General features: G+C 61.5%; 19 protein-coding genes. 7 read left to right on the forward strand and 12 right to left on the reverse strand.

Annotation, left to right across the window (positions count from 1 at the left end; translation table 11 throughout):
- Positions 1–6 precede the first annotated feature (6 nt).
- The 5 genes from GJV18_RS18660 to GJV18_RS11815 form a co-directional block, all read right to left on the reverse strand.
- Positions 7–1011 carry a transporter gene (locus GJV18_RS18660; RefSeq protein WP_407692341.1) on the reverse strand — a complete coding sequence of 335 codons (1005 nt, stop codon included), beginning with the start codon at positions 1009–1011 and terminating at the stop codon, positions 7–9.
- A 37-nt stretch (positions 1012–1048) separates the two neighbouring features.
- Entirely contained in the window at positions 1049–1807 is a 759-nt protein-coding gene (locus GJV18_RS11800) for a C39 family peptidase (RefSeq protein WP_160345637.1), read from the reverse strand.
- 163 nt (positions 1808–1970) lie between these two features.
- Positions 1971–2405, reverse strand: coding sequence for a DUF6160 family protein (locus GJV18_RS11805; RefSeq protein ID WP_160345639.1), 435 nt, complete (start codon positions 2403–2405; stop codon positions 1971–1973).
- 213 nt (positions 2406–2618) lie between these two features.
- Complete coding sequence (locus GJV18_RS11810; protein WP_160345641.1) at positions 2619–5342, reverse strand: LuxR C-terminal-related transcriptional regulator; 2724 nt, start codon at positions 5340–5342, stop codon at positions 2619–2621.
- The gene (locus GJV18_RS11815) at positions 5339–8053 is read right to left on the reverse strand and encodes a LuxR C-terminal-related transcriptional regulator (protein WP_233280090.1); all 2715 of its coding nucleotides are present in this window, start codon (positions 8051–8053) and stop codon (positions 5339–5341) included. Before GJV18_RS11815 ends, GJV18_RS11810 begins: the two co-directional genes overlap by 4 nt.
- A 162-nt stretch (positions 8054–8215) precedes the next feature.
- Between GJV18_RS11815 and pabB the strand changes: the two genes are divergently transcribed.
- Complete coding sequence (gene pabB / locus GJV18_RS11820) at positions 8216–9568, forward strand: aminodeoxychorismate synthase component I (protein WP_160345645.1); 1353 nt, start codon at positions 8216–8218, stop codon at positions 9566–9568.
- An 83-nt stretch (positions 9569–9651) separates the two neighbouring features.
- On the forward strand, positions 9652–9897 hold the full coding sequence (locus GJV18_RS11825) for a helix-turn-helix domain-containing protein (RefSeq protein WP_160345647.1): 246 nt from the start codon (positions 9652–9654) through the stop codon (positions 9895–9897).
- 120 nt (positions 9898–10017) lie between these two features.
- On the opposite strand, the gene thrH is transcribed toward GJV18_RS11825, so the two are convergent.
- Positions 10018–10635 (reverse strand): bifunctional phosphoserine phosphatase/homoserine phosphotransferase ThrH, encoded by a 618-nt coding sequence (gene thrH, locus GJV18_RS11830; RefSeq protein ID WP_160345649.1) that lies wholly within the window; start codon positions 10633–10635, stop codon positions 10018–10020.
- Positions 10636–10823: 188 nt separating this feature from the next.
- Here thrH and GJV18_RS11835 point away from each other — a divergent pair, with 188 nt between their 5' ends.
- The gene (locus tag GJV18_RS11835; RefSeq protein ID WP_160345651.1) at positions 10824–11558 is read left to right on the forward strand and encodes a phosphoadenylyl-sulfate reductase; all 735 of its coding nucleotides are present in this window, start codon (positions 10824–10826) and stop codon (positions 11556–11558) included.
- A gap of 51 nt (positions 11559–11609) precedes the next feature.
- On the opposite strand, the gene GJV18_RS11840 is transcribed toward GJV18_RS11835, so the two are convergent.
- The 3 genes from GJV18_RS11840 to GJV18_RS11850 form a co-directional block, all read right to left on the reverse strand.
- A complete protein-coding gene (locus GJV18_RS11840; RefSeq protein ID WP_160345653.1) occupies positions 11610–11891 on the reverse strand; it encodes a GNAT family N-acetyltransferase in 282 nt (93 codons plus the stop codon).
- 35 nt (positions 11892–11926) lie between these two features.
- Positions 11927–13198, reverse strand: coding sequence for a hypothetical protein (locus GJV18_RS11845; RefSeq protein WP_160345655.1), 1272 nt, complete (start codon positions 13196–13198; stop codon positions 11927–11929).
- Between the two features lie 92 nt (positions 13199–13290).
- Positions 13291–14673 carry a GntP family permease gene (locus tag GJV18_RS11850; RefSeq protein WP_160345657.1) on the reverse strand — a complete coding sequence of 461 codons (1383 nt, stop codon included), beginning with the start codon at positions 14671–14673 and terminating at the stop codon, positions 13291–13293.
- A 308-nt stretch (positions 14674–14981) separates the two neighbouring features.
- Here GJV18_RS11850 and oprI point away from each other — a divergent pair, with 308 nt between their 5' ends.
- Complete coding sequence (gene oprI, locus GJV18_RS11855) at positions 14982–15233, forward strand: outer membrane lipoprotei OprI (protein ID WP_090242095.1); 252 nt, start codon at positions 14982–14984, stop codon at positions 15231–15233.
- A gap of 107 nt (positions 15234–15340) precedes the next feature.
- Here the strand turns inward: oprI and GJV18_RS11860 are convergent, their stop codons facing one another.
- The 3 genes from GJV18_RS11860 to GJV18_RS11870 all read right to left on the reverse strand — a co-directional run bounded on the left by GJV18_RS11860 (position 15341) and on the right by GJV18_RS11870 (position 17310).
- On the reverse strand, positions 15341–16291 hold the full coding sequence (locus GJV18_RS11860; protein WP_178113447.1) for a L,D-transpeptidase family protein: 951 nt from the start codon (positions 16289–16291) through the stop codon (positions 15341–15343).
- Positions 16292–16371: 80 nt separating this feature from the next.
- Positions 16372–16647 carry a hypothetical protein gene (locus GJV18_RS11865; RefSeq protein ID WP_160345661.1) on the reverse strand — a complete coding sequence of 92 codons (276 nt, stop codon included), beginning with the start codon at positions 16645–16647 and terminating at the stop codon, positions 16372–16374.
- 57 nt (positions 16648–16704) lie between these two features.
- Positions 16705–17310, reverse strand: coding sequence for an arylesterase (locus tag GJV18_RS11870; protein WP_160345663.1), 606 nt, complete (start codon positions 17308–17310; stop codon positions 16705–16707).
- A 10-nt stretch (positions 17311–17320) separates the two neighbouring features.
- Between GJV18_RS11870 and GJV18_RS11875 the strand changes: the two genes are divergently transcribed.
- From GJV18_RS11875 to greB, 3 genes are read left to right on the forward strand one after another with little or no spacing between them, the layout of a single operon-like run.
- Entirely contained in the window at positions 17321–18004 is a 684-nt protein-coding gene (locus tag GJV18_RS11875; RefSeq protein WP_160345665.1) for an ABC transporter ATP-binding protein, read from the forward strand.
- The gene (locus tag GJV18_RS11880) at positions 18004–20508 is read left to right on the forward strand and encodes an ABC transporter permease (protein ID WP_160345667.1); all 2505 of its coding nucleotides are present in this window, start codon (positions 18004–18006) and stop codon (positions 20506–20508) included. The genes GJV18_RS11875 and GJV18_RS11880 overlap by 1 nt, the downstream gene beginning before the upstream one ends.
- A gap of 33 nt (positions 20509–20541) precedes the next feature.
- Positions 20542–21039 carry a transcription elongation factor GreB gene (gene greB / locus GJV18_RS11885; RefSeq protein ID WP_160345669.1) on the forward strand — a complete coding sequence of 166 codons (498 nt, stop codon included), beginning with the start codon at positions 20542–20544 and terminating at the stop codon, positions 21037–21039.

Here is a 21039-nt window from a genome sequence, read left to right on the forward strand (position 1 = left end):
CCGTGACTATTGCGTCTTGAGGCCTTTGATGTCCAAGGGCATGGAAAAGCCCAACAGCACATCGGGTGAATCTTCGGTCATGCCAAAACCGGCATTGACGTTGACGATACGTTCCGGCGAGGTACGCAGCCCAAGCGAGAAATTCATCACCGCACTGGTCTGCCCCCTGCCCTCCAGTTCGCCATCGGCAAAGCTGAAGGTCGGCTTGAGCGAGTGACTCATCTGGTAGGACGTAGCCAGTGACACGTCATAGGACAGGGCATAGGCAAAACCCATGCTCAGAGAAAAACTGGAGCCGGGATCGACCTCTTCAAGCAAGCGGCCGCCGCGTACTTGTCCGATATCCTTGATCGGCATGTTGTAGGTATAACCGAGGGAGCCGAACAGCACGACCGGGTCGATCAGATACGAGACATTGGCCCCTACCCCGAGACTGTAGGAACCACTCCCAGTTGCCAGATCGGTTTGCGAGTTGATGTCGTAGGGGCTGTTACCGGTGGGCAGACCCAGGGTGGCGTAGAGGGTGGTCACTGGCTTGCCGCGGGCCGCATTCCAGGGCTGCCAGCGCAGACTGGCGGAAATATCGCCCAGGCTATAGGTGTCCAGCTCGCGCTCGGTATCGTACTTGGCCACCATGGGCAGGCGCATGCTGAAAGTCAGGTTGTCCCATACGCCGTAATCGAAGGTAAAGGAGTTGGTGAAGGTGTGCTGCGCTTCACTCTGGCCTACCACGCTGAAGACATTATTGCCGGTGCGCACGGTCTCGATCACCGTATCGCGCACCAGCGAGTAGTCGAAACCGTAGGTCAGGGTACGCTCCCCCTGTTTGAGCAGGGTGTAGCTCTTCTCGGCAGCCTGGAATACCTCTTCCAGAGCCTTGGCACTGTCGGCATCGTCTTCCTGCTTGCTCAGGGCATCACGCGCCTGCTCCACCGATGCCTGCTCGGCATTCACGGCCGTAGAGCCTGCCCACATCAACGTGGCCAGCCAAATACCCTTTACAACCCTCATTGGCACAGCCCCCAATAATTATTTTTATGCCGGGCAATTACTTGCGACGTATGTACTGGATGTCGCCACCTGAACCCAACTCGGTGGCCTGGTTATCAATAAACTTGGTGATCTGGGGAAACTCGCGAAAGGCCAACAGGCTGACCGTCCGATCATCCACCAGACGCAAATCACGCTCGCTTAGCGCGAGGGCACTGGGTGGTTCATTGCCATTGGGAAAGATCACGAACAGCACATTCTGATCCCAGACCTCTTCAAAGCGGGTACGGGTAAAGCTGATATTGCCCAGGGCCGGGTCAGCCACAAATACATGGTCGTTGTAGACATCACGCACTACCACGAAGTGCTTGAACCCGGCGTATTCGATCGGCACGATGGCCGGGTGCTCAAGACCATCCAGATCATTGAAGCTGGCGCGAAAGCCGCCACTCTTGTAGCCCAACGCGGTGACGAAGCGCTTCATGTCCAGCAGGGAAAAACCACGGCGCTCGACAATCTTGTCGGCTTCACCGAACTGCAGCAGCCCCTCCATCACCTGGCGCTCTTCCAGGTTTCTGCCGAGAAAATAATCCAGCAACGTGGTCAATGCCGCAGACCCGCAACTGTAGTCATAGGCCTGGCGAATCACATTGCGAAACTGCTGCTGGCTCAGCGGTTCAATCACCACTGACTCCCGTAATGGCATGGCCGTAACGGGCTGAGTGATATTGACGGTACCGGGGGCAGGTGCCTTGGTTTCCACCGCTTCGGTAAAGCCCCACACACCAATCAGGCTGCCCACAAGAATTTCGATCATGCGCCTAGCAAACTCCGAGTCGCAAAAAAATGCCGGGGGCAATGTTTAACGTCGTGCCACGACAGCCCGCAGACTGACACCAGAAATGGCACAGCGGCAAAGACAAAAGTCTTATCGAGAGCAAGTCGATAAGACTTTTGCCATAACAGGTTACCGCTTGAACTTAGTGACCCCAGACCTTGATGGTGGTGCCTGCCATGTTCATGTCGTTCACTGCCAGGGAGCCGATGCTGGCAGCAGAGCTATCACCCACCTTGATGGCGCCAACGCTCAGCTGACCGGTGATGGTCGGCAGGCTGATCTGCAGTTGCTGAGTGCCGCTGCCGTTGGTGACGACGTCAACCATGACCGGAGCGTTGTCATCAATATTGAAACCATTGAAAGCAACAGTTTCCATACGCAGGGAACCACCGTTGGCATCGTTATCGGTGTAGACCAGGCTGCCAATGGTGCCGTTGAAGCTACCGGAGAGGCTGATGCCGTCCTGACCGGTCACGGTTGCCAGAGCGCCATCATCCAGAGCCTGCATTTCGGCCTGAGCCATAAACGGAACAGCCAGAACAGCGGTAGCCAGAGCCAGTTGCTTGAGGGTTTTCATTGTTGTTTTCTCCACAGGTCACTATTGGGGTGTTCCCGGCACGCAATGGATAAAGTCCCTTATCCACAACTTCAGCGGCTCGCGCCTCCTACCAGGTTCGGTGCTGCTTCCCTAGTCGCACCGAGCTGGAATCGTGAAGCCGTAGCTTCTCGTCCTGGAGCCTAAGTTACTGACCCTCCCCCTCACTGCCAGCCCATCCAAGGGATGGCAACTTTACGCGCTGCTCAACAACCCCAGGCTCTTGCCCTTGAGTACCGCCTGGGTGCGACTGCGCACACCCAGCTTGGCGAACAGGTTATGCAGGTGCCACTTGATGGTGGCCTCAGACAAGTGCACAGCCTGTGCGATGTCACGGTTTGACAGACCCGCCGCGACAAATCGCAGGATTTCCCGTTCCCGATGACTAACATCCTGATTTTCTTCAATTTTTTCGGAGTCTACATTGAGTCTGCGGCACTGTTCCCGCAACTGCTCACGCAAGCCCTGCCACAGACTCAGCTGCTGGGGCTCTGCCTCCAGCCAGGCATCCAGCAGCGGCAGCAGCCATAAGGCGTCATCCAGAAACAGACGCCTGTAACCACTGCCCCAGGCATCGACAAGGGTTTTCTCCAGCGCAGCAAAGGCCTTTTCGCTGTTACCTTTGCGCCAGTGCGCCACAGAAAGTAACAAGGTCAGACGCAAGCGACGGTCCCGATGGTGCTCCGCCGTCTGTTTGGCCAGGCAGGCGTCCAATACAGCCTGTGCCTTGTCGGCCCGCCGTTCGGTCAACGCCAGGCGAGCCTCGGCCAGAGCCTGTGCCATTTCCGCATCGGCAAAGCGTCCGGCTGGCAGCACCGCCAGATGCTGCTGCATCTGTAGACAGATGCGTTCGGCATCACTGGCGCGGCGCAACCACAAGAGGAATTGCACCTTGCAGCCCATCCCCAGGGCATACACCCGCTCATACCCGGAGCCTTGCAGACCGGACAGCCATGCATCCAGCTCAACCAGCGCCTGCTCGGCCTCGCCAGCAAAAAAGCGCGCCCTGGCCATCACCAACTTGCCGCGACTGATCAATTCAATCGGCGTTGCCACATCACGCCAGGTGGTGGCCAGAGGCAATTCGGCCAGAATGGCCGCGTGCCGATCCTGCTCGTAGAGCAGGTCCGCATAAGCCAGTGCCAGCGGCCCACCAACCCGACTGCGGCGTCCGAACACACGCTCCACCTCGGCCCGTGCGCGCTCGGCCTGCTGACAACCCTGCTCGGGCTGGCCGACCTCCTTGCAGATCAGTGCCTGGATCAGGCTGACCACCGCCTGCAAATAGGCACTGCCTTGCTGGCGCAGGCTGTCCTCGGCCACAGCAATCGACTTTCCGGCCTTGCCATATTCACCCAACAGAGCAAAGGCAGCAGCCTGCACGCAAGACAGACTGGCGCGAAACACCGGCTGATTATCCGGCACCAGCGCCAGCCAGTGCCGGGCCACCTTGAGACAGGCTTCGAGCTTGTCCTGATACAGCAGCACCAGCGCCTTGAGCACCTGAGCCACTGCCAGCAGCATGGCCAAGCCGAAATGGATCGGCTGCCCACGCCCCTCCAGCAGGCGGGTGCTGACATCTTCGATCAACGCCTCGGCTTCGGCATAACGCTGCTCGAAAGCCAGCTGCCAGGCATAGAAGATCTGGAATACCGGGTACTCGCGCATCACCTCGGCGGGAATATCCTTGAGGATGGCGAGGATGCCATAGACCCGATTAGCCGCTATCAGATTGGCCCCCTGACGCTCGAGCAGACCAGCGGCGAAGCTGTAGTCACGGGCACGCAAGGCATACTTGGCTGACTTGTCATACAGCTCATGATGCTCACACCAGCGGGCAGCGGCATGCAGCAGATTGCCGCTATCCCCCTGGCGCGCCAGTCGCCCTTGCAGAAACTCGGCGAACAGGTGGTGATAGCGAAACCAGGTGCCCTGCTCATCCAAACCAATCAGAAACAACTGCTCCTTGTGCAGGCGCTGCAGCATCTGCTCGGCATCAGTGCGGCCGGTCAGGGCATTGCACAGCTCGGCATTGAACTCATCCAGTACCGAGGTCTGATCGAGAAAGCGCTGCTGATCGGCCGGCAAGCTATCGACTACATCTTCGGCCAGGTAGTCGGCGATATCCCGCTCCGTACCCGACAGCCCAGCCAGAAACGCCGTGCGATCCGGGTGCCGGGCCAACGCCAGGGCCACCAGATGCAAGGCGGTGATCCAGCCCTCGGTACGACCATGCAACTGGGCCAGCTCGGCGTCGCTCAGGTCGATGCCCTTGAGCTCATGGAAATAGGTGCGGGTTTCTTCGCGGGTCAGGCGCAGATCACTGGCCTTGACCCACAGCGCCCAGGGCGCATCAGCGGACTGCGCCTCAAGAAAACTCGGCTGATAGCGGCTGCTGCCAATCATCCGCACATTGGCCGGCGCCTGGGTCAGGAAGTAATGAATCAACGTGCCCAGTTCGGCATGCCGGATGCGGTGGACATCATCAAACATCAGGTACAGATCGCGCTCGACCTTGCCGAGCTCGTCGATAAAGGACTCCAGCAAGGTGTCATTGGACAGGCTCACTTCGCTGCGTAACAGCTGCTTGGTGCCCTGACCGAAGCCGGGCAGCTGCAAGGCAATGGCCGCAATCAGGTACTGCAGAAAGCGCTGCGGTTCACTGTCGGACTCATCGCAGGACAGCCAGGCGACCAGGGCCCCGTCCTGCTGTAACCGCAGACGAAACTGGCTGAGCACCGTGCTCTTGCCGAACCCGGCCGGCGCACTGAGCATGATCAGCCGCTGCTTGCGGGCCTCGAACAGACGGTCCAGCAGGACCTGACGCGGCAATAGCGGACGATCCTGTGTGTCGGTGGGGTACAGCTTGGTCGGCAACAGGGGCAGCGTCTTGGGCGCTGCAGAGGCTTGGTTCGTCATGATTCCAGCAACCTCAATTCACGGGCGCGGCGAATGGCCTGGGTGCGATTACGCACCTTGAGCTTTTCGTAGATGTTGTGCAGGTGCCATTTGACCGTGCCCAGGGCCAGGGCCAGCTGTTGGCCGATTTCCTCGTTGGACATGCCCTGGGCTGCCAGGCAGACCACCTCGCGCTCGCGCTCGGTCAGGCCCTCATCCAGGCTTTCCTGAGCCGGTCCGGCGGCGCTACCCGGCCAGCTGGCCAACAAGGTACGAATAAACCCCTGCAGTGCAGGCTGCCGCTCGGCGGCTTCAAGCAGTTGCAGGAGTTGGCGGATTGCTTCGCCCTCTTCGGCAAACAGACTGCGCAAGCCTTCGCGCTCGGCGCCGACCAGGCACTGCAGGAGCAGCCCCTGGGCCCGTTCCTGATAACCCAGGCGCTGGTAACTCAGGGCCGCCAGCAAGTCCAGACGCAAACGCTGCAGACCATGCCAGTTATCCAGCAGCATGCCGCGCAGCTGGGTGATTTCATGCAAGGCTTCGCTGTAATGGCCGCGCGCCTGCTGCAGGCGAATACGGGTCAGACCCTGGGCCCAGAGCACTGGATTGCAGTGCATATGCTGATAGTGCTCGGCCAGCTTGCTCCACTCCACGGCCTTGAAGCGCTGCTCGGCGCGCTTTAGGCGATCGCCGGCCGGTTCCTGGAGAATCTGCCCCACCTCCTCGGCCACCGCCGCAGCGTAGAAACGCCAGGACTGGTTGCGTGCCGCCAGGTTCTGCATCAACACCAGGGTGGCGAAGGATTCCTTGGCATTGCCATGCATACGCTGGGTGCGAGCCAGGCACAGCATGCCCTGGGCATAAAGATCGATGGGGTTAATGACATCCACAGTGGCCAACGCCCAGCGCAAGCGCTCCTCGATCCCTTCCAGGCGCCCCTGGTGATAGGCGATCAGCGCTTCACTGATGGTCGGCAGCACCAACGCTCGGGCCCGTTCGGCGAACCAGGGAAGGACGCGTGCACGCATCTGCCCAAACAGCAGCTCGGCCTGCTTGACCTGGCCCTGCTCCAGACAAAGCAGGATCTCAACATTGGCCAGCTGCATGCCGAGATAACGCCCTTCGAGAAAATGATTGCGCTGCTGGGCCAGAGCCAACAGGCGCCGACCGGCCTCCGGCAGCCCCATGATCACGTTGGCCAGGGCGCCGACAATCAGAATGGCCACTTCGAGAAAAGCACTATGTTGCCCCAGATGCTGCTCGACCCGGCGGGTCAGAGCCACGCAGCTGGCCAGATCATCCTTCTGCAGGGCGATCACCGCCTTGACAGCCAGGGTGGCGAGCAGCTGTTCGTTGAGCGGCCCGCTGCTGCCAGTCTGTCCCCAGCGTTGCAGCAGTTCATCCAGCAGGCGGTTGGCTTCAGCCAAGCCCAGCTCAGCCGCCCGGGTCCAGACATCCACCAGCACCAAGAGCGGATAACGCTCGACAATCGCGTCGGGCACCTGCTGACGCCACTTGTAGATCAGGTGCAGCTGACCACGGTTGATCAGCTCCAGGGCGCAGCCATCGAGCAGCGCGGCCAGCAGTTCGGGATCTTCGGCCTGGCAGGCATGCTCGATGGCCAGATTCTGCATATGGTGATTGGTAAACCACATGCTGGCATTGAAGTGCAGCTGCTTGAAACGCTCGGGGTCGCGCTCCTTGAGACGGCCACGCAGGAAGTCGGCAAACAGGTTATGGAAACGGTACCACTGGCGCTCGCGATCCAGAGGCAAGAGAAACAACTGCAGGGCTTCCAGCTCTTCCAGCAGCACCTGGCCATCGGTGCGCCCGCACAAGGCCCCGGCCAGTTCGCCACTCAGCTGCTGGGCCACCCCCAGGCAAAGCAGCTGTTCCTGCTTGTCGGCCGGTAGTTGCTCGAATACGCCACGCAGCAAATAGGCCCCTACCGCTGCCTGATCGGTGCCCATTTCGGCGAGCTGCATACTGGCCTGGGGCTGATTGCGCAGCCATAGACTGGCCAGATGCACGGCCACCATCCAGCCTTCGGTCTGGCTGTAGATTGCGCCCAGGGCGACTGCATCCAGCTCCAACCCGGCACGGGCCAAGTAGGCGGCGGTTTCCGCCTTGCTCAGGCGCAATTGCTGCTCGCCAATTTCCACCAGCAGGCCCTTGGCTCTGAGCGTGGCCAGATTGAGGCTGGGCTGGGAACGACTGCCAATGGCCAGGGTCAGGGTCGGGGGGGCAAACTTGATCAGTCGGTTAAGCGCAGTGATCAATTCACTGTCCTGAATCAGGTGCAGGTCATCGAGCACCAGCAACAGCGGACGATCCAGCTGCGCCAGGTCGACCAGAAGGCTTTCCATCACGGCCGCCACCGGCACCTGCATGGTGTTCTGCAGATACGCCACGGCTTCGCGCCCCACCCCTGGAATACAAGGTGCCAGGGCGTCGACCAGCTGTTGCAGAAAGCGCGCAGGCTCATCATCTTCTGCGCCCAGGGACAACCAGGCCACCTGACTGCCCGAGGCCTGACGTGCCTGAGCCAGCGCCACCAGGGTACTGGTCTTGCCGAAGCCGGCCGGGGCCGAGATCAGCAGCACCCGCGCATGGGGATTGGCTGAGATGGCAGCATCCAGTTGGGGCCGAATCAGGTAATCAACTGAAGCCTGAGGTGGCGTCAGCTTCGAGCGCAGCAGGCTGTCGGCAGCCTGATCGGGTAAATCATTCAAGGCCTTGATCCCGTAATAGTTATTATTTTGCACATCATGCAACGCCCGGGTTGCCTCCATACTAATGAGCAGACGGCGCCCGAGTAAACCCACGCGCAAGCTCTAGGATGAATGCTGGCGACGTTCTACAATCGCCCTCCAGATCGCCACGAACCCCCTCTGATGCCCAGCTGCCTAGTACAGAGCCTGCCTTACCAGCCCGATCCGGCTGCCTATTTCCAGCACATCGCCCAGGCACCTGGCGCTGTACTGCTGGACGCTGGCCGGCCCGACGCACAGCGTGGACGCTATGACCTTCTCAGCGCCTGGCCATTGGCATCACTGGCACCCGCTCCCGCCGAATCGGCCAACGACTTCCTCCAGCGCCTGCGTAACGCCCTGTCTACACTGGGCCAGGCCTGCGCACCCAGCGACCAGGCTTTACCCTTTGTCGGCGGACTGATTGGCTACCTGGGATATGACTTTGGCCGCCGCCTGGAGAAACTGCCCAGCCTGGCCGAGGATGATCTGAATCTGGACGATGCGCGCTTCGGTCTGTATGCCTGGGCCCTGATTACCGACCATGAGCGCCGCTGTTCACAGCTGATGTTCCATCCGGCCATGGCTGCGACCGAGCGCCAGCGCATTCAGGCGCTATTCATGCAGCCCGGCGCCCCTGTCACGCCCACCGATTTTCGTCTGCTGGCGCCCTTCAGCGCTGACCTGAGCGAGTGGCAATATCGTCAGGCCTTCGAACGCATCCAGGCCTATATCCGAGCGGGCGACTGCTATCAGGTCAACTTCGCCCAGCGCTTTCGCGCGCCCTACCAAGGCTCAACCTGGGCAGCCTACCAGGCACTGCGCGCCGCCTGCCCCACACCTTTTTCCGGTTTTCAGGCATTACCCGGCGGCGGCGCCATTATCAGCCTGTCACCGGAGCGTTTTATGCGCATCAGCGAGGGACGGGTGGAAACCCGGCCGATCAAGGGCACCCGGGCGCGCCGTGCCGATGCCGGCGAAGATGCCGCCCAGGCCCGGGACTTGCTGGCCAGCAGCAAGGATCGCGCGGAAAACCTGATGATTGTCGATTTGCTGCGCAACGATCTGGGACGCAGTTGCCGTATCGGTTCGGTGCGGGTGCCGGAACTGTTCGCCCTGGAAAGCTATCCCAATGTGCACCATCTGGTCAGCGCGGTGACCGGCGAACTGGCCGAGGGCCGCGACGCCCTGGACCTGATCGCCGGCAGCTTCCCCGGCGGATCCATTACCGGGGCGCCGAAGATCCGCGCCATGCAGATCATCGACGAGCTGGAGCCGACCCGCCGCGCCCTGTACTGCGGCTCGCTGCTGTATCTGGATGTGCGCGGGGAGATGGACAGCTCCATCGCCATCCGCAGTTTGCTGGCCCAGGACGGTCAGATCAGCTGCTGGGGCGGCGGCGGCATCGTCGCAGACTCCGAATGGCAGGCCGAGTACCAGGAGTCCATCACCAAGGTCAAAGTCTTGCTCGATACCCTGGAACAACTGGGTCGCTGAGCAGAGCTGCGGCCCCTGCCCGATCACGCTCAGCGCACCAGCACAGCACCGGCCACTTTGACCTGCTGCTGGGCGAGCGCCTGGTGGTCAACACCCATGGCCTGCTGGGCTATGCGGTGATGAACAGCACTTACTTACGCCAGGAGTTGATCGAACGCGATATCGGGGTGCGCACCAGCCTGGCGCTGGAGAACCTGAAGATCAGGCATATGAGTGTGGAAGAAATTGCCTGCAGCCTGGGCTACACCGACATGACCGACTTGCGCAGTGCCTTCAAACGCTGGCAGAAGCGGTCACCCTCGACCTACCGCGCCGAACAGCAGACCTGAAAACTGCCGACGTAACCTTTAATCGCCCATGGTGACGCCCTGAGGCGAACGCCCACATATGGCAGGCAATAAAAAACCGCAAGCACAGGGCTTGCGGTTATTTTCACAGCACTTAGCCGGTTACAGACTCAGCTGACGATTGGACGCCTTGAGGAATTCCTGCTTGAGGTCTGCATAGCTATGCACGGCGGGGAACTGCGGAAACTCGCGAATCACATTGTCCGGGGCGTGGAACAGAATACCGGCATGAGCTTCGCTGAGCATGGTAGTGTCGTTGTACGAATCACCGGCGGCAATCACCCGGTAATACAGGCTCTTGAGCGCAATCACCGACTGGCGCTTGGGGTCTTTCTGGCGCAGCTGGTAGCTCACCACCCGATCGGTTTCATCGGTAATCAGCTTGTGACACAGCAGGGTCGGGAAGCCCAGCTGGCGCATCAGCGGCTGGGAAAACTCGTAGAAGGTGTCGGAGAGGATCACCACCTGGAAGCGCTCGCGCAGCCAGTCGACGAATTCCACTGCGCCTTCCAGGGGCTTCAAGGTGGCGATCACTTCCTGGATATCACGCAGTTTCAGGCCATGCTCGTCGAGGATGCGCAGGCGCTGCTGCATCAGCACGTCATAGTCGGGGATGTCCCGGGTGGTCGCCTTGAGCGACTCGATACCGGTTTTTTCCGCGAAGGCGATCCAGATTTCCGGGACCAGTACGCCTTCCAGGTCGAGACACGCGATTTCCACAGGACACTCCTCACGCCACTTCAATAGAGAAGGCGGCACTCTAGCCGCTCGCCCCTGGCAGTGCAACGCGGCGCTTATAGCCAAAACAAAGGGTTACTGCTGCACATCGTTATTTAGCCGCATAACAGGCTTTTGCTACCATCGCCGCACAAGACGCCAGACGTCACCATAATCAGGAATACAGCCCGATGAGCCACCCCTTCGATGTCGCCGCGATGGCGACGCTCTACGCCAGCAAGTCTCCCCAGGACATCCTCAAGTTCGCCTTCGAGCAGTTCGGCGACGAACTCTGGTTGTCGTTCAGCGGCGCCGAAGACGTGGTGCTGGTGGATATGGCCTGGAAGCTGAACAAGAACGTCAAGGTGTTCAGCCTGGACACCGGCCGCCTGCATCCGGAGACCTACCGCTTTATCGAGCAGGTACGCGAGCACTATGGCATCGCCATCGAGGTGCTCAGCCCGGAAGCGGCGGCAGTTGAGGCACTGGTCAAGGAAAAGGGCCTGTTCAGCTTCTACAAGGACGGTCATGGCGAGTGCTGCGGGGTACGCAAGATCGCCCCGCTCAAGCGCAAACTGAGTACCGTCAAGGCCTGGGCCACCGGCCAACGCCGTGACCAGAGCCCCGGCACACGCAGCCAGGTGGCGACCATGGAGGTCGATGGGGCCTTTTCCACCGAGCGCAATCCGCTGTACAAGTTCAACCCCCTGGCGCAGATGAGCAGCGAGGAAGTCTGGGCCTATATCCGCATGCTGGAAATCCCCTTCAACCCCCTGCACGAGCGCGGCTTTATCAGCATCGGTTGCGAGCCCTGCACCCGCCCGGTGCTGCCCAACCAGCACGAGCGCGAAGGTCGCTGGTGGTGGGAGGAAGCCACGCAAAAAGAATGCGGCCTGCACGCCGGCAACCTGATCGCGAAAAACTGAGCCCAGCTGAGAACAAAAATGCCAGTCACTGACTGGCATTTTTGTTGGTGCTCACCCCGGCTGGGTCAAGCGCTGGCGCCTGTGCATATAACGCTCCACATAGGAGCAGGAGGGAATCACCGTATACCCCTGACGTTCGGCATACTGCAACGCATGCTCGGTCAGCGCCGCGGCAATGCCGCGACCACGCAAGGAGTTGGGCACGAAGGTGCGATAGATATCCAGGGTCTGCTTGCCCAGATCCATGTAAGCCAGGTAGGCCCGATCCCCATCAACCGTGGTCTCGAACTGGTGCCCTGGCACATCGTGGTGAATGGACAACCCTTCGCTCATCGTAACGCCTCTCGTAAACCCAAACTGCACGCTCGCTAAAACTGCACTTTCACTTTATTGATTTTCTCCAGGCGCAGCGACATTTCCGCCGTGCCATTGCCGCCGTGGAGACTCAGGTAAGCCTTGCCGTCGGTTACCCGAGTCAGGGTGCCTTGGTAGTACATGCCATCATAAGTGACAAAGCGCAAGCGTTTGCCAATATGATCGCCCAGCCCCGTCACGCTGACAAAGCGCTCCTGCCCCGCCTCAGAAACCGGCTTAACCGGCGCGGCAGCAGGCGCTGAGTCACTGTCCTGATCGGTCTTGCGGGTTTTATTCGGATCGACCCAGGCAAACCCAAGGGAGTCGACGGCCTGCTGATTGACCAGCACCACGGGGCGCAACATGGTCAACACATCGTCCGCATCAAAGAACTGCAAGCCATCCCAAATCAGCCCCTCGGTCGGTTCAAGCTCGATACGCAGCGACTGCGGGTCGGCCTGGTAACGGGCATAGGCATCGAGCACCGGTTGATTCAGGGCAATGCGCTGGCTGCGCAGAACGCGGTCGAACTTATCCACCACCGCCTGCACATAGGCTTCACGATCCAGCCCCTCTTTGCCGGCACAGTAGTCCTGAACCTTGCGCTGATACTGGTTATCGTTGAGCTCGAAGGTCACGCGCTCAACCCGCGGTGGATTGAGGCGAAGATCCACCGGACGCTCCGGCATATTGGCCACGGTAAAGCCCAGCCGCAACTCGCCCATATCGCGGGTATCGGAGGTCAGGTTGAAGCTGAGTTTCTGCAAGCCCGGCTGAAACTGGTAGGAGAACTGCCCGTCGGTCTCCAGGGTGCGATAGCCCATGTCCAGCAGGTCGACAGTACCGATGCGCTTCACCTTGCCGCAGACCACTTCACCCATGGAGGTGAACAGACTGCGCGGCGTCGGCGTGTCGTAGAGTTGCTGCATAAAGGGGCCGTGCGCCTCAAGCTCCAGACCCTGGATGCTAACGGCCATCTGCTCGGGAAATTTGCCCGCCGCCAGCCGCTCCTTGAAGCTGAGCAACTCGCCCAGGCCATTGAACTTCAACTCGGCATGCTCGATCTGCAGGCTGTCGCGTATGGCCGGCACGACGATCCTGACCTTTTCCAGGCCAACCCGGCCATCGAAGGACGAGGTGATACCGCCATAACTGATGTTCATGATCGGCGACAGCTGCGCCGTGGCATCTGCCATGATCGAACGCACCGACAACCACAGCGAAAGCTTGATCAACAATGCAATCGCCAGTACCGCAAGCAGGCCCCACTTAATCAACTTCGCCATGCACTCATCCCTGATAGGCCGCAAACAGCCACTACCGCCGCTGCGAAAACGGCGGGCAGCTTATCAGCTCTGCCACAGGGCAGCCAGGGTCATTACCCTGCCATCAGGCTCAACACGCCGATGCACAGCAGTACCGCGATCATGGGAATTAATACGGTGACCATAAAGATGTCCTTGTAGGCCTGTTTATGGGTCAAGCCCATAATCATCAACATGGCAATCACCGCGCCACAGTGCGGCAGGGAGTCCAGGCCACCGGAGGCCACCGCGGCCACACGGTGCAATACCTCGGGCTCCACGCCCATCTCCAGATACTTGGGCGCCAGGGTCTGCATAAAGATCTGCAAGCCCCCTGAAGATGAACCCACAATCCCCGACACCACACTGACCGAAGCAAAGATCGACAACAGCGGCGGCAGATCCACGGTCAGAATCCACTGGGCGAACTGACCGAAGCCCGCTGTCTGAGTCACCACACCGCCAAAGCCGATGACCGCAGCCGTATTGAGCAGCGGCATGATCGAATCGTCCGCACCCTGACCGAGCAAGGCCACGGTGTTACGGCGCAGGGCCGGGAATAGCAGGATAGCCACCAGTGTCGCGATCACCAGGGCCAGACTGGGCCAGATGATCGGTTGTTTCTGGCTAAAGCCGACCAGTTGCCCGAGCACGCCCTCTCCCGCTGTCACCCCACCACTGAGCAGTAGCAGACGCGGCAGCATGATCACACCCAGCACCACCACAATAGGCACTACCGCAGCCCCCCAGTGCGGCCCCGAGCCCGGAGTGCCCGCCAACTGCTCCATGCGCAGATCCTGGGCATTGGCGTCAAAGCCCTCACCACGCTCACGGGCCAGGCGCCACTCACGCTGCACATAAGCCATGCCCAGCACGATCATCACTGCACTGGCCAGCAAGCCAATCCAGGCACCGGCAAACAGATCGGTACCCAGTGCACTGGCGGCAATCACGTTATGAATCGAAGGCGAGCCTGGCAAGGCGGTCATGGTGAACGTGCCGGCCCCCAGGGCCGTGGCCGCGCAGAACAGACGCTTGGGCAGATTGGCCTCGCGCATCAGGGTGATACCCAGGGGGTACATGGTGAAAATCACCACGAACACCACCACGCCGCCATAGGTCAGCAATGCACAGACCGACATGGCCACCCACAGGGTGCGCTGGGTCCCCAAACTGCGGGTAATGGCCTGGGCAATGCTGCTGGCCGCCTGGCTGGCCGCCATGACCTTGCCGAATATGGCGCCGCAGAGAAACAACACAAAAAACTTGCCGGCGAAGGTAAAAGCCCCCAGTGGGCCGAAGGGAAAGTATTCGAGCAAGGCCTGAGGCGCCTGCAACTCATTACTCAGCGCCACGACCAATGAACAGAACAGCGCCGCAATAAAGATGTTGACCCCACGCAAGGCCATCCACATCAGCAATGCGAGCCCGACAAACAACCCCAGATTACCCAACATCCTTGCACTCCCTTCTTATACTTGTATGGCCAGGTATGGCCAGCACAGCGCACCAGCAGCAGACTCAATAACAGCGTTTCTTATACCAACAAAGTGACGCCATCATCCGTTAGCATTTGTAAGCTGGTTGCTTTTTGATCAACCGCACTTATTAAGCTATGGCCAGCATGAACGTTATGAAAAAAAACAGGCTGGCCTTGCTGAGACTCCATTTACTTACTAAAAGTTACGGGTAGTATGTACGCCGGCTAATTTCCTACCATCGGGAAGTTGCTTTTATGGAAAAACTCCACCTCAAGGGGAACACGATGAACAACGTTCTGAAATTCTCTGCTCTGGCTTTGGCCGCAGTTCTGGCTACCGGTTGCAGCAGCATGTCCAAAGAAACTGAAGCTCGTCTGACTGCAACTGAAGATGCAGCTGCTCGCGCTCAGGCCCGTGCCGACGAAGCCTATCGCAAGGCTGATGACGCTATGGCCGCTGCTCAGAAGGCTCAGCAGACTGCTGATGAAGCCAATGAGCGCGCTCTGCGCATGCTGGAAAAAGCCAGCCGCAAGTAATAGCCCCCAAGGCTATGAGAAGCCGACCCGGGTGACCGGGTCGGCTTTTTTATGCGCATAAAAAAGCCGTCGGACTACGCGCACGACGGCTAATTTGCTGCAGGAACTTATTTGCCGGGTTCGCGACTGGCGATCACTTCCTCGACCTGGGCAATGGCCACCGGCAAGCCATCCTCTGCGGCAACCACTTCGCGCACCATATCCCAGTCCAGACGCAACTCATCCATGCCGTCACGCTTGAGCAGCGCATTGATCACCGCGGAGTGCTTATCCACCACCGAAGGCTGACCTTCATCCTGCAGCGGTGCATGTGCTTCCAGATAAAGTTTGCCGCCGCTACGGCCGAACTTGTAGGGCTCATCGATGATGCGCACCGAAGTGCCCACCGGGACCAGCTCAGCCAACTTCAGAACGTTGTGGTTGAGCATGCGGAAACAGCCATGGCTGACGCGCATACCAATGCCGAACTTCTTGTTTGACCCATGAATCAGGTAGCCCGGCATCGACAGGGTAAATTTGAACGGACCCAGGGGGTTGTCCGGACCTGGCGGCACATAGGCCGGTAACGGGTCACCTTCAGCCGCATGCTCATCACGAATCGACTGGGGCGGAGTCCAGCCGGGATTCGGCGTCTTGGCCGTCACACGTCCGGAGGCAATCGGTGAACTCCAGCCTTCACGCCCGATACCCAGCGGGTAGGTGTAAACCACATCGCGACCCTTCGGGTAGTAATACAAACGGTATTCGGCCAGGTTGATCACAATGCCTTCCCGTGGCCCAGGCGGCAGGATAAAGCGGGTGGGCAAGATCACTTCACTGCCCTCGCCCGGCAGCCAGGGGTCGACACCCGGGTTGGCCGCAACCATCTCCAGATAGCCCAGGTCATTGGCCGAGCCCAGATCAGCGAAGGTATCTTCATACTTGGCCTTGATCACTTGTACCTGGCCGACGACATCCTCGCCAGGTGGCGGCAGGGGCAACTCCAAGGCCTGGGCCGTGCCGACCGCAAAGACCGAAGCGAGCAACAGGCTACGACTGACAGCAAAGACAGGGCACAGCATCTGCAAATTCCTAGGGGTTATGGCTGACAAATTGACTCAGGGATTGTACACCCGCGCCCGCTCACTGGCGTTGCGAGTCAGGCCAGGGGTGGCCGCTCGCCTCGGCGCTGGGCATTGAGAACTTCGGCACAGGCCGGGCACAGGCGCTTGTCGCGCAGCATGGTCCGGTTCAGATCACGCCAGATCGGCTGCGCCGGGAGCAAGCCGCCGCACAAGGTGCGGTCGGCAAAACCGCCCAGCTCCAGCTGACGAGCCAGCAGATGAACGCGCACTTCACGGCAGGCGAACAGGTCAAGCTGCTCGTCGGGCTCGATCAGTTGATAGGCATGCAAGGACCAGGCGGGGCGCGGCATCGAGGGCTCCAGTAAGGGCCGCCACATTAGCCGAAACGTCCGGCGCAGAAAAGCCTGTCAGAGTAAAGGTTTCAGGGTCGGCCAGAGGTTTTCCAGCATCAGTGGCTGGGCCTTGGCAGTGGGATGAATGCCGTCGTTCTGCATCATGCCCGGCACCCCGCCCACGCCTTCGAGAAAGAAGGGGACAAAGGCCACCTGCTTGTCATGGGCCAGGCTCTCGTACACCCGAGCGAAAGCCGTGGTGTAACGCATCCCGTAATTGGGCGGCAGCAACATGCCCAGGAGCAACACCTGCGCCCCGCTGGCGCGGCTGTCATCGATCATTCTGGCAAGATTCTGTTGCAATTGCGCCAGGGGCTGGCCACGCAGGCCATCGTTGCCTCCCAGTTCGATGATCACCAGGCTCGGTCGATGCTCCGCAAGCAGCGCCGGCAGGCGCGCGGCGCCCCCCGAGCTGGTGTCGCCACTGATGGAGGCATTGACCACCTGATGGGGGTAGTCCTGCTCGGCCAGGCGCTCCTCCAGCAGGGCAACCCAGCCCTGGCCGGTATCCAGGCCAAAAGCGGCGCTGATACTATCGCCGACGACCAGCAGCGTACCCGCCAGTGCATTCTGCGCACACAGCAGCAGGGCCAGGGCAGTACTGATCAACCATGCACGCATTGGAATCTCCATGAGCTCAAGTATTCTCACCGCGCGAAACCTTAGCAAAGTGGTCACGAGCGCGGAAGGTGAGTTGACCATACTCCATGACCTCTCCCTTGAACTGAATTCCGGTGACAGCCTGGCCATTGTCGGCAGTTCCGGCTCGGGTAAATCCACCCTGCTCGGCCTGCTTGCCGGCCTCGACCTGCCCAGCTCAGGCCAGGTGCTGCTGGCAGGCCAAGACCTGGGCCAACTGGATGAAGACCAGCGCGCCCGGGTACGCGCCGAGCAGGTGGGCTTTGTATTCCAGTCCTTCCAGCTGCTCGACAGCCTCAATGCCCTGGAAAACGTCATGCTGCCGCTGGAGCTCGAAGGCCATGCCGATGCCCGCCAACGGGCTCGCACGCTTCTCGAACGAGTGGGCCTGGGCCAGCGCCTGAGCCACTACCCGCGCCAGCTTTCGGGTGGCGAACAACAGCGCGTGGCCATTGCCCGGGCCTTTGCCGCCGAACCTGCGGTGCTGTTCGCCGACGAACCCACGGGCAACCTGGACAGCCACACCGGCGAGCGCATCAGCGACCTGCTGTTCGAGCTGAATCAGGAACAGGGCGCCACCCTGGTGCTGGTGACCCATGACGAACGCCTGGCGCACCGCTGCCAGCGCCTGATCCGCCTAGAGGGCGGCCATCTGGTAGACCGGGTGGAGCCCTGATGCCGCATATGCCGCTGTCCCGCCTGCTGGTCCTGGCCAGCCGCCAACTGCTGCGTGATGCCCGCTCCGGGGAACTGCGCGTGCTGTTCTTCGCCCTGCTGATCGCCGTGGCGGCCAGCACCGCCATCGGTTATTTCAGTGCGCGCCTGAACGACGGCATGCTGCTGCGCGCCACCGAATTCCTCGCCGCCGATCTGCGCTTGACCAGCAGCTCGCCCAACCCTGACGAACAGTTGCAGCTGGCGCAGCAAATGGGCCTGGAACATGCCCACCTGGTGGAGTTTTCCAGCGTGATCGCCAGCGACAGTGGCATCCAGCTGGCCAGCGTCAAGGCCGCCAGCAACGACTATCCGCTACGCGGCCCCCTGAAAAGTGCCGCAGCCCTTTATCAGGCTGAAGAAACCGGCCCCGGCCCGCAACCCGGTGAAGCCTGGGCCGAGGCCAGGCTGTTCGTGGCCCTGGACCTGCAACCCGGCGATATGATCGAGGTCGGCGCCAAGCCCCTGCGCCTGACCCGGGTGCTGACCTACCTGCCGGACGAAGCCGGCGATTTCTACAGCCTCACCCCGCACCTGCTGATGCATCTGGACGATCTGCCGGCCACCGGCGTGGTTCAGCCCGGCAGCCGGGTGCGCTACCAGGAGCTGTGGCGCGGCGAGCGCGATGCCCTGGCCCGTTTTCGTCAGGCCGTCAGCCCCAGCCTGGCGCCCAATCAACGCCTGGAAGATGCCCGCGACGGCAATCGTCAGGTCGGCAACGCCCTGGGCCGGGCCGAACGCTACCTGAACCTGGCCAGCCTGGCCGCGGTGCTGCTGGCCGGGGTGGCCGTGGCCCTGTCGGCGGCCCGCTTCGCCGCCCGGCGCTTTGACGCCAGCGCCCTGCTCCGCTGCCTGGGGCTGTCGCGGCGGCAGGCCCTGGGCCTGTTCAGCCTGCAACTGGCCTTGCTCGGTTTGGCGGCCAGCCTGACCGGCGCCCTGCTCGGCTGGCTGGCGCAACTGGCCCTGTTCAGCCTGTTAGGGGATCTGCTGCCGGCGCAAATCCCTCCCGGTGGTCTTTGGCCGGCCCTGGCCGGGATGGCCACCGGCCTGGTGGCCCTGGCCGGTTTCGCCCTGCCGCCGCTGGCTGCCCTTGGCCGCGTGCCACCGCTGCGGGTTCTGCGCCGCGATCTATTACCGCTGCCGGCCAGCGCCTGGCTGGTGTATGGCGCAGCCCTGCTGGCTCTGGGCCTGATCATGTGGCGCCTGAGCCTGGATCTGCAACTGACCCTGGCCCTGCTCGGTGGCGGTCTGGTTACCGCCCTGCTACTGGGCGGCGCGTTGCTGCTCGGCCTGAAGAGCCTGCGCCGCCTGCTGGCCGATGCCGCCCTGCCCTGGCGCCTGGGCCTGGGCCAGTTGTTGCGCCACCCTCTGGCCGCCGCCGGACAGAGCCTGGCTTTTGGCCTGATCATTCTGGCCATGAGCCTGATCGCGTTGCTGCGCGGCGAACTGCTCGACACCTGGCAGGAGCAGTTGCCGGAGCAGGCGCCCAATCACTTCGCCCTGAATATCCTGCCGGCCGAGCAACAGGCCTTTGCGGATCGCCTGGCCGAGCTGTCACCCCATCCCGCGCCACTCTTTCCCGTGGTGCCGGGGCGCCTGACCCTGATCAACGGCGAGCCGGTCCGTCAGCTTGTGAGCAAGGAATCCCAGGGCGAGCGTGCCATTCGCCGCGACCTCAGCCTGACCTGGGCCGCCGAACTGCCCGCTGACAACCAGCTGATCGCTGGCGCCTGGTGGTCCGGGCAGGCCGCCGACGAGCTGCCTGGAGTGTCGGTGGAATCGGAACTGGCCGAGAGCCTCAAGCTGCAGCTGGGTGATCGTCTGACCTTCAGCGTCGGCGGACTCGACCGCGAAACCCGCGTGACCAGCCTGCGCAAGGTGGACTGGAACAACTTCCAGCCCAACTTCTACATGATCTTCGAGCCCGGCACCCTGCAGGATCTGCCGACCACCTACCTGACCAGCTTCTACCTGCCGCCCAATCAGGAGCGCCAGCTGGTGGAGCTGGCCCGCGCCTTCCCCGCCGTGACCCTGCTGCAGGTCGAGGCCCTGCTGGCGCAACTGCGCAGCATCCTCGACCAGGTCACCCTGGCCATCGAGTTTGTCCTCCTGTTCGTTCTCGCTGCCGGCCTGACCGTGCTGTTCGCCGGCCTGCAGGCCACCCTGGACGAACGCATCCGCCAGGGCGCCCTGCTGCGCGCTCTGGGCGCCGAACGGGGGCTGCTGATCAGGGCCCGGCGCGCCGAGTTCGGTCTGCTGGGCGCCGCCAGTGGCCTGCTCGCCGCCCTGGGCTGCGAGCTTATCAGCTACCTGCTCTATCGCTTTGCCTTCGACCTGGCCTGGCAGCCCCACCCCTGGTTGCTTGTGCTGCCGCTGCTGGGCGCCCTGCTGGTGGCCGGCGCCGGCGTGCTGGGTACCCGCCGGGCGTTGAATATCAGCCCGCTGACGGTGCTGCGTGAGGGCTGATAGACTCAGCGCCCCTTGCCTATCGGTTGAGTTATGAGCCGCTATCGTCCACCCCGCAGTGCCGGCACGCCCCTGATCACCCCGGAAGGTGAGGCGCGCCTGCGCGCCGAGCTGCATGAGCTGTGGCATGTGCGCCGCCCCCAGGTGACCCAGGCGGTCAGCGAAGCTGCTGCCCAGGGGGATCGTTCGGAAAACGCCGAGTACACCTATGGCAAGAAGATGCTGCGCGAAATCGACAGCCGTGTGCGCTTTCTGACCAAGCGCCTGGAAAACCTCAAGGTGGTCAGCGCCCGCCCCAGCGATCCGGACAAGGTCTATTTCGGCGCCTGGGTAACCCTGGAAGATGAGGACGGCAACGAGGCGCGCTACCGCATCGTCGGCCCGGACGAACTGGACCTGAAGCAGAACCTGATCAGCATCGACTCGCCCCTGGCCCGCGCCCTGGTCGGCAAGAGCCTGGACGCCGAGGTACGGGTGCAGACCCCGACCGGTGACAGGCTCTGGTATGTGGTAGCGATCGACTACCCCTGA

The organism is Pseudomonas xionganensis, from assembly GCF_009763245.1.
Taxonomy (GTDB): Bacteria; Pseudomonadota; Gammaproteobacteria; order Pseudomonadales; family Pseudomonadaceae; genus Aquipseudomonas; species Aquipseudomonas xionganensis.

Excerpts from the sequence above, each read along its gene's own strand:
- GJV18_RS18660 (WP_407692341.1), bottom strand. The coding sequence starts at position 1,011 with ATGAGGGTTGTAAAGGGTATTTGGCTGGCCACGTTGATGTGGGCAGGC.
- GJV18_RS11800 (WP_160345637.1), bottom strand. The coding sequence starts at position 1,807 with ATGATCGAAATTCTTGTGGGCAGCCTGATTGGTGTGTGGGGCTTTACC.
- GJV18_RS11805 (WP_160345639.1), bottom strand. The coding sequence starts at position 2,405 with ATGAAAACCCTCAAGCAACTGGCTCTGGCTACCGCTGTTCTGGCTGTT.
- GJV18_RS11810 (WP_160345641.1), bottom strand. The coding sequence starts at position 5,342 with ATGACGAACCAAGCCTCTGCAGCGCCCAAGACGCTGCCCCTGTTGCCG.
- pabB (WP_160345645.1), top strand. The coding sequence starts at position 8,216 with ATGCCCAGCTGCCTAGTACAGAGCCTGCCTTACCAGCCCGATCCGGCT.
- GJV18_RS11835 (WP_160345651.1), top strand. The coding sequence starts at position 10,824 with ATGAGCCACCCCTTCGATGTCGCCGCGATGGCGACGCTCTACGCCAGC.
- GJV18_RS11840 (WP_160345653.1), bottom strand. The coding sequence starts at position 11,891 with ATGAGCGAAGGGTTGTCCATTCACCACGATGTGCCAGGGCACCAGTTC.
- GJV18_RS11845 (WP_160345655.1), bottom strand. The coding sequence starts at position 13,198 with ATGGCGAAGTTGATTAAGTGGGGCCTGCTTGCGGTACTGGCGATTGCA.
- GJV18_RS11850 (WP_160345657.1), bottom strand. The coding sequence starts at position 14,673 with ATGTTGGGTAATCTGGGGTTGTTTGTCGGGCTCGCATTGCTGATGTGG.
- oprI (WP_090242095.1), top strand. The coding sequence starts at position 14,982 with ATGAACAACGTTCTGAAATTCTCTGCTCTGGCTTTGGCCGCAGTTCTG.
- GJV18_RS11865 (WP_160345661.1), bottom strand. The coding sequence starts at position 16,647 with ATGCCGCGCCCCGCCTGGTCCTTGCATGCCTATCAACTGATCGAGCCC.
- GJV18_RS11870 (WP_160345663.1), bottom strand. The coding sequence starts at position 17,310 with ATGCGTGCATGGTTGATCAGTACTGCCCTGGCCCTGCTGCTGTGTGCG.
- GJV18_RS11875 (WP_160345665.1), top strand. The coding sequence starts at position 17,321 with ATGAGCTCAAGTATTCTCACCGCGCGAAACCTTAGCAAAGTGGTCACG.
- GJV18_RS11880 (WP_160345667.1), top strand. The coding sequence starts at position 18,004 with ATGCCGCATATGCCGCTGTCCCGCCTGCTGGTCCTGGCCAGCCGCCAA.
- greB (WP_160345669.1), top strand. The coding sequence starts at position 20,542 with ATGAGCCGCTATCGTCCACCCCGCAGTGCCGGCACGCCCCTGATCACC.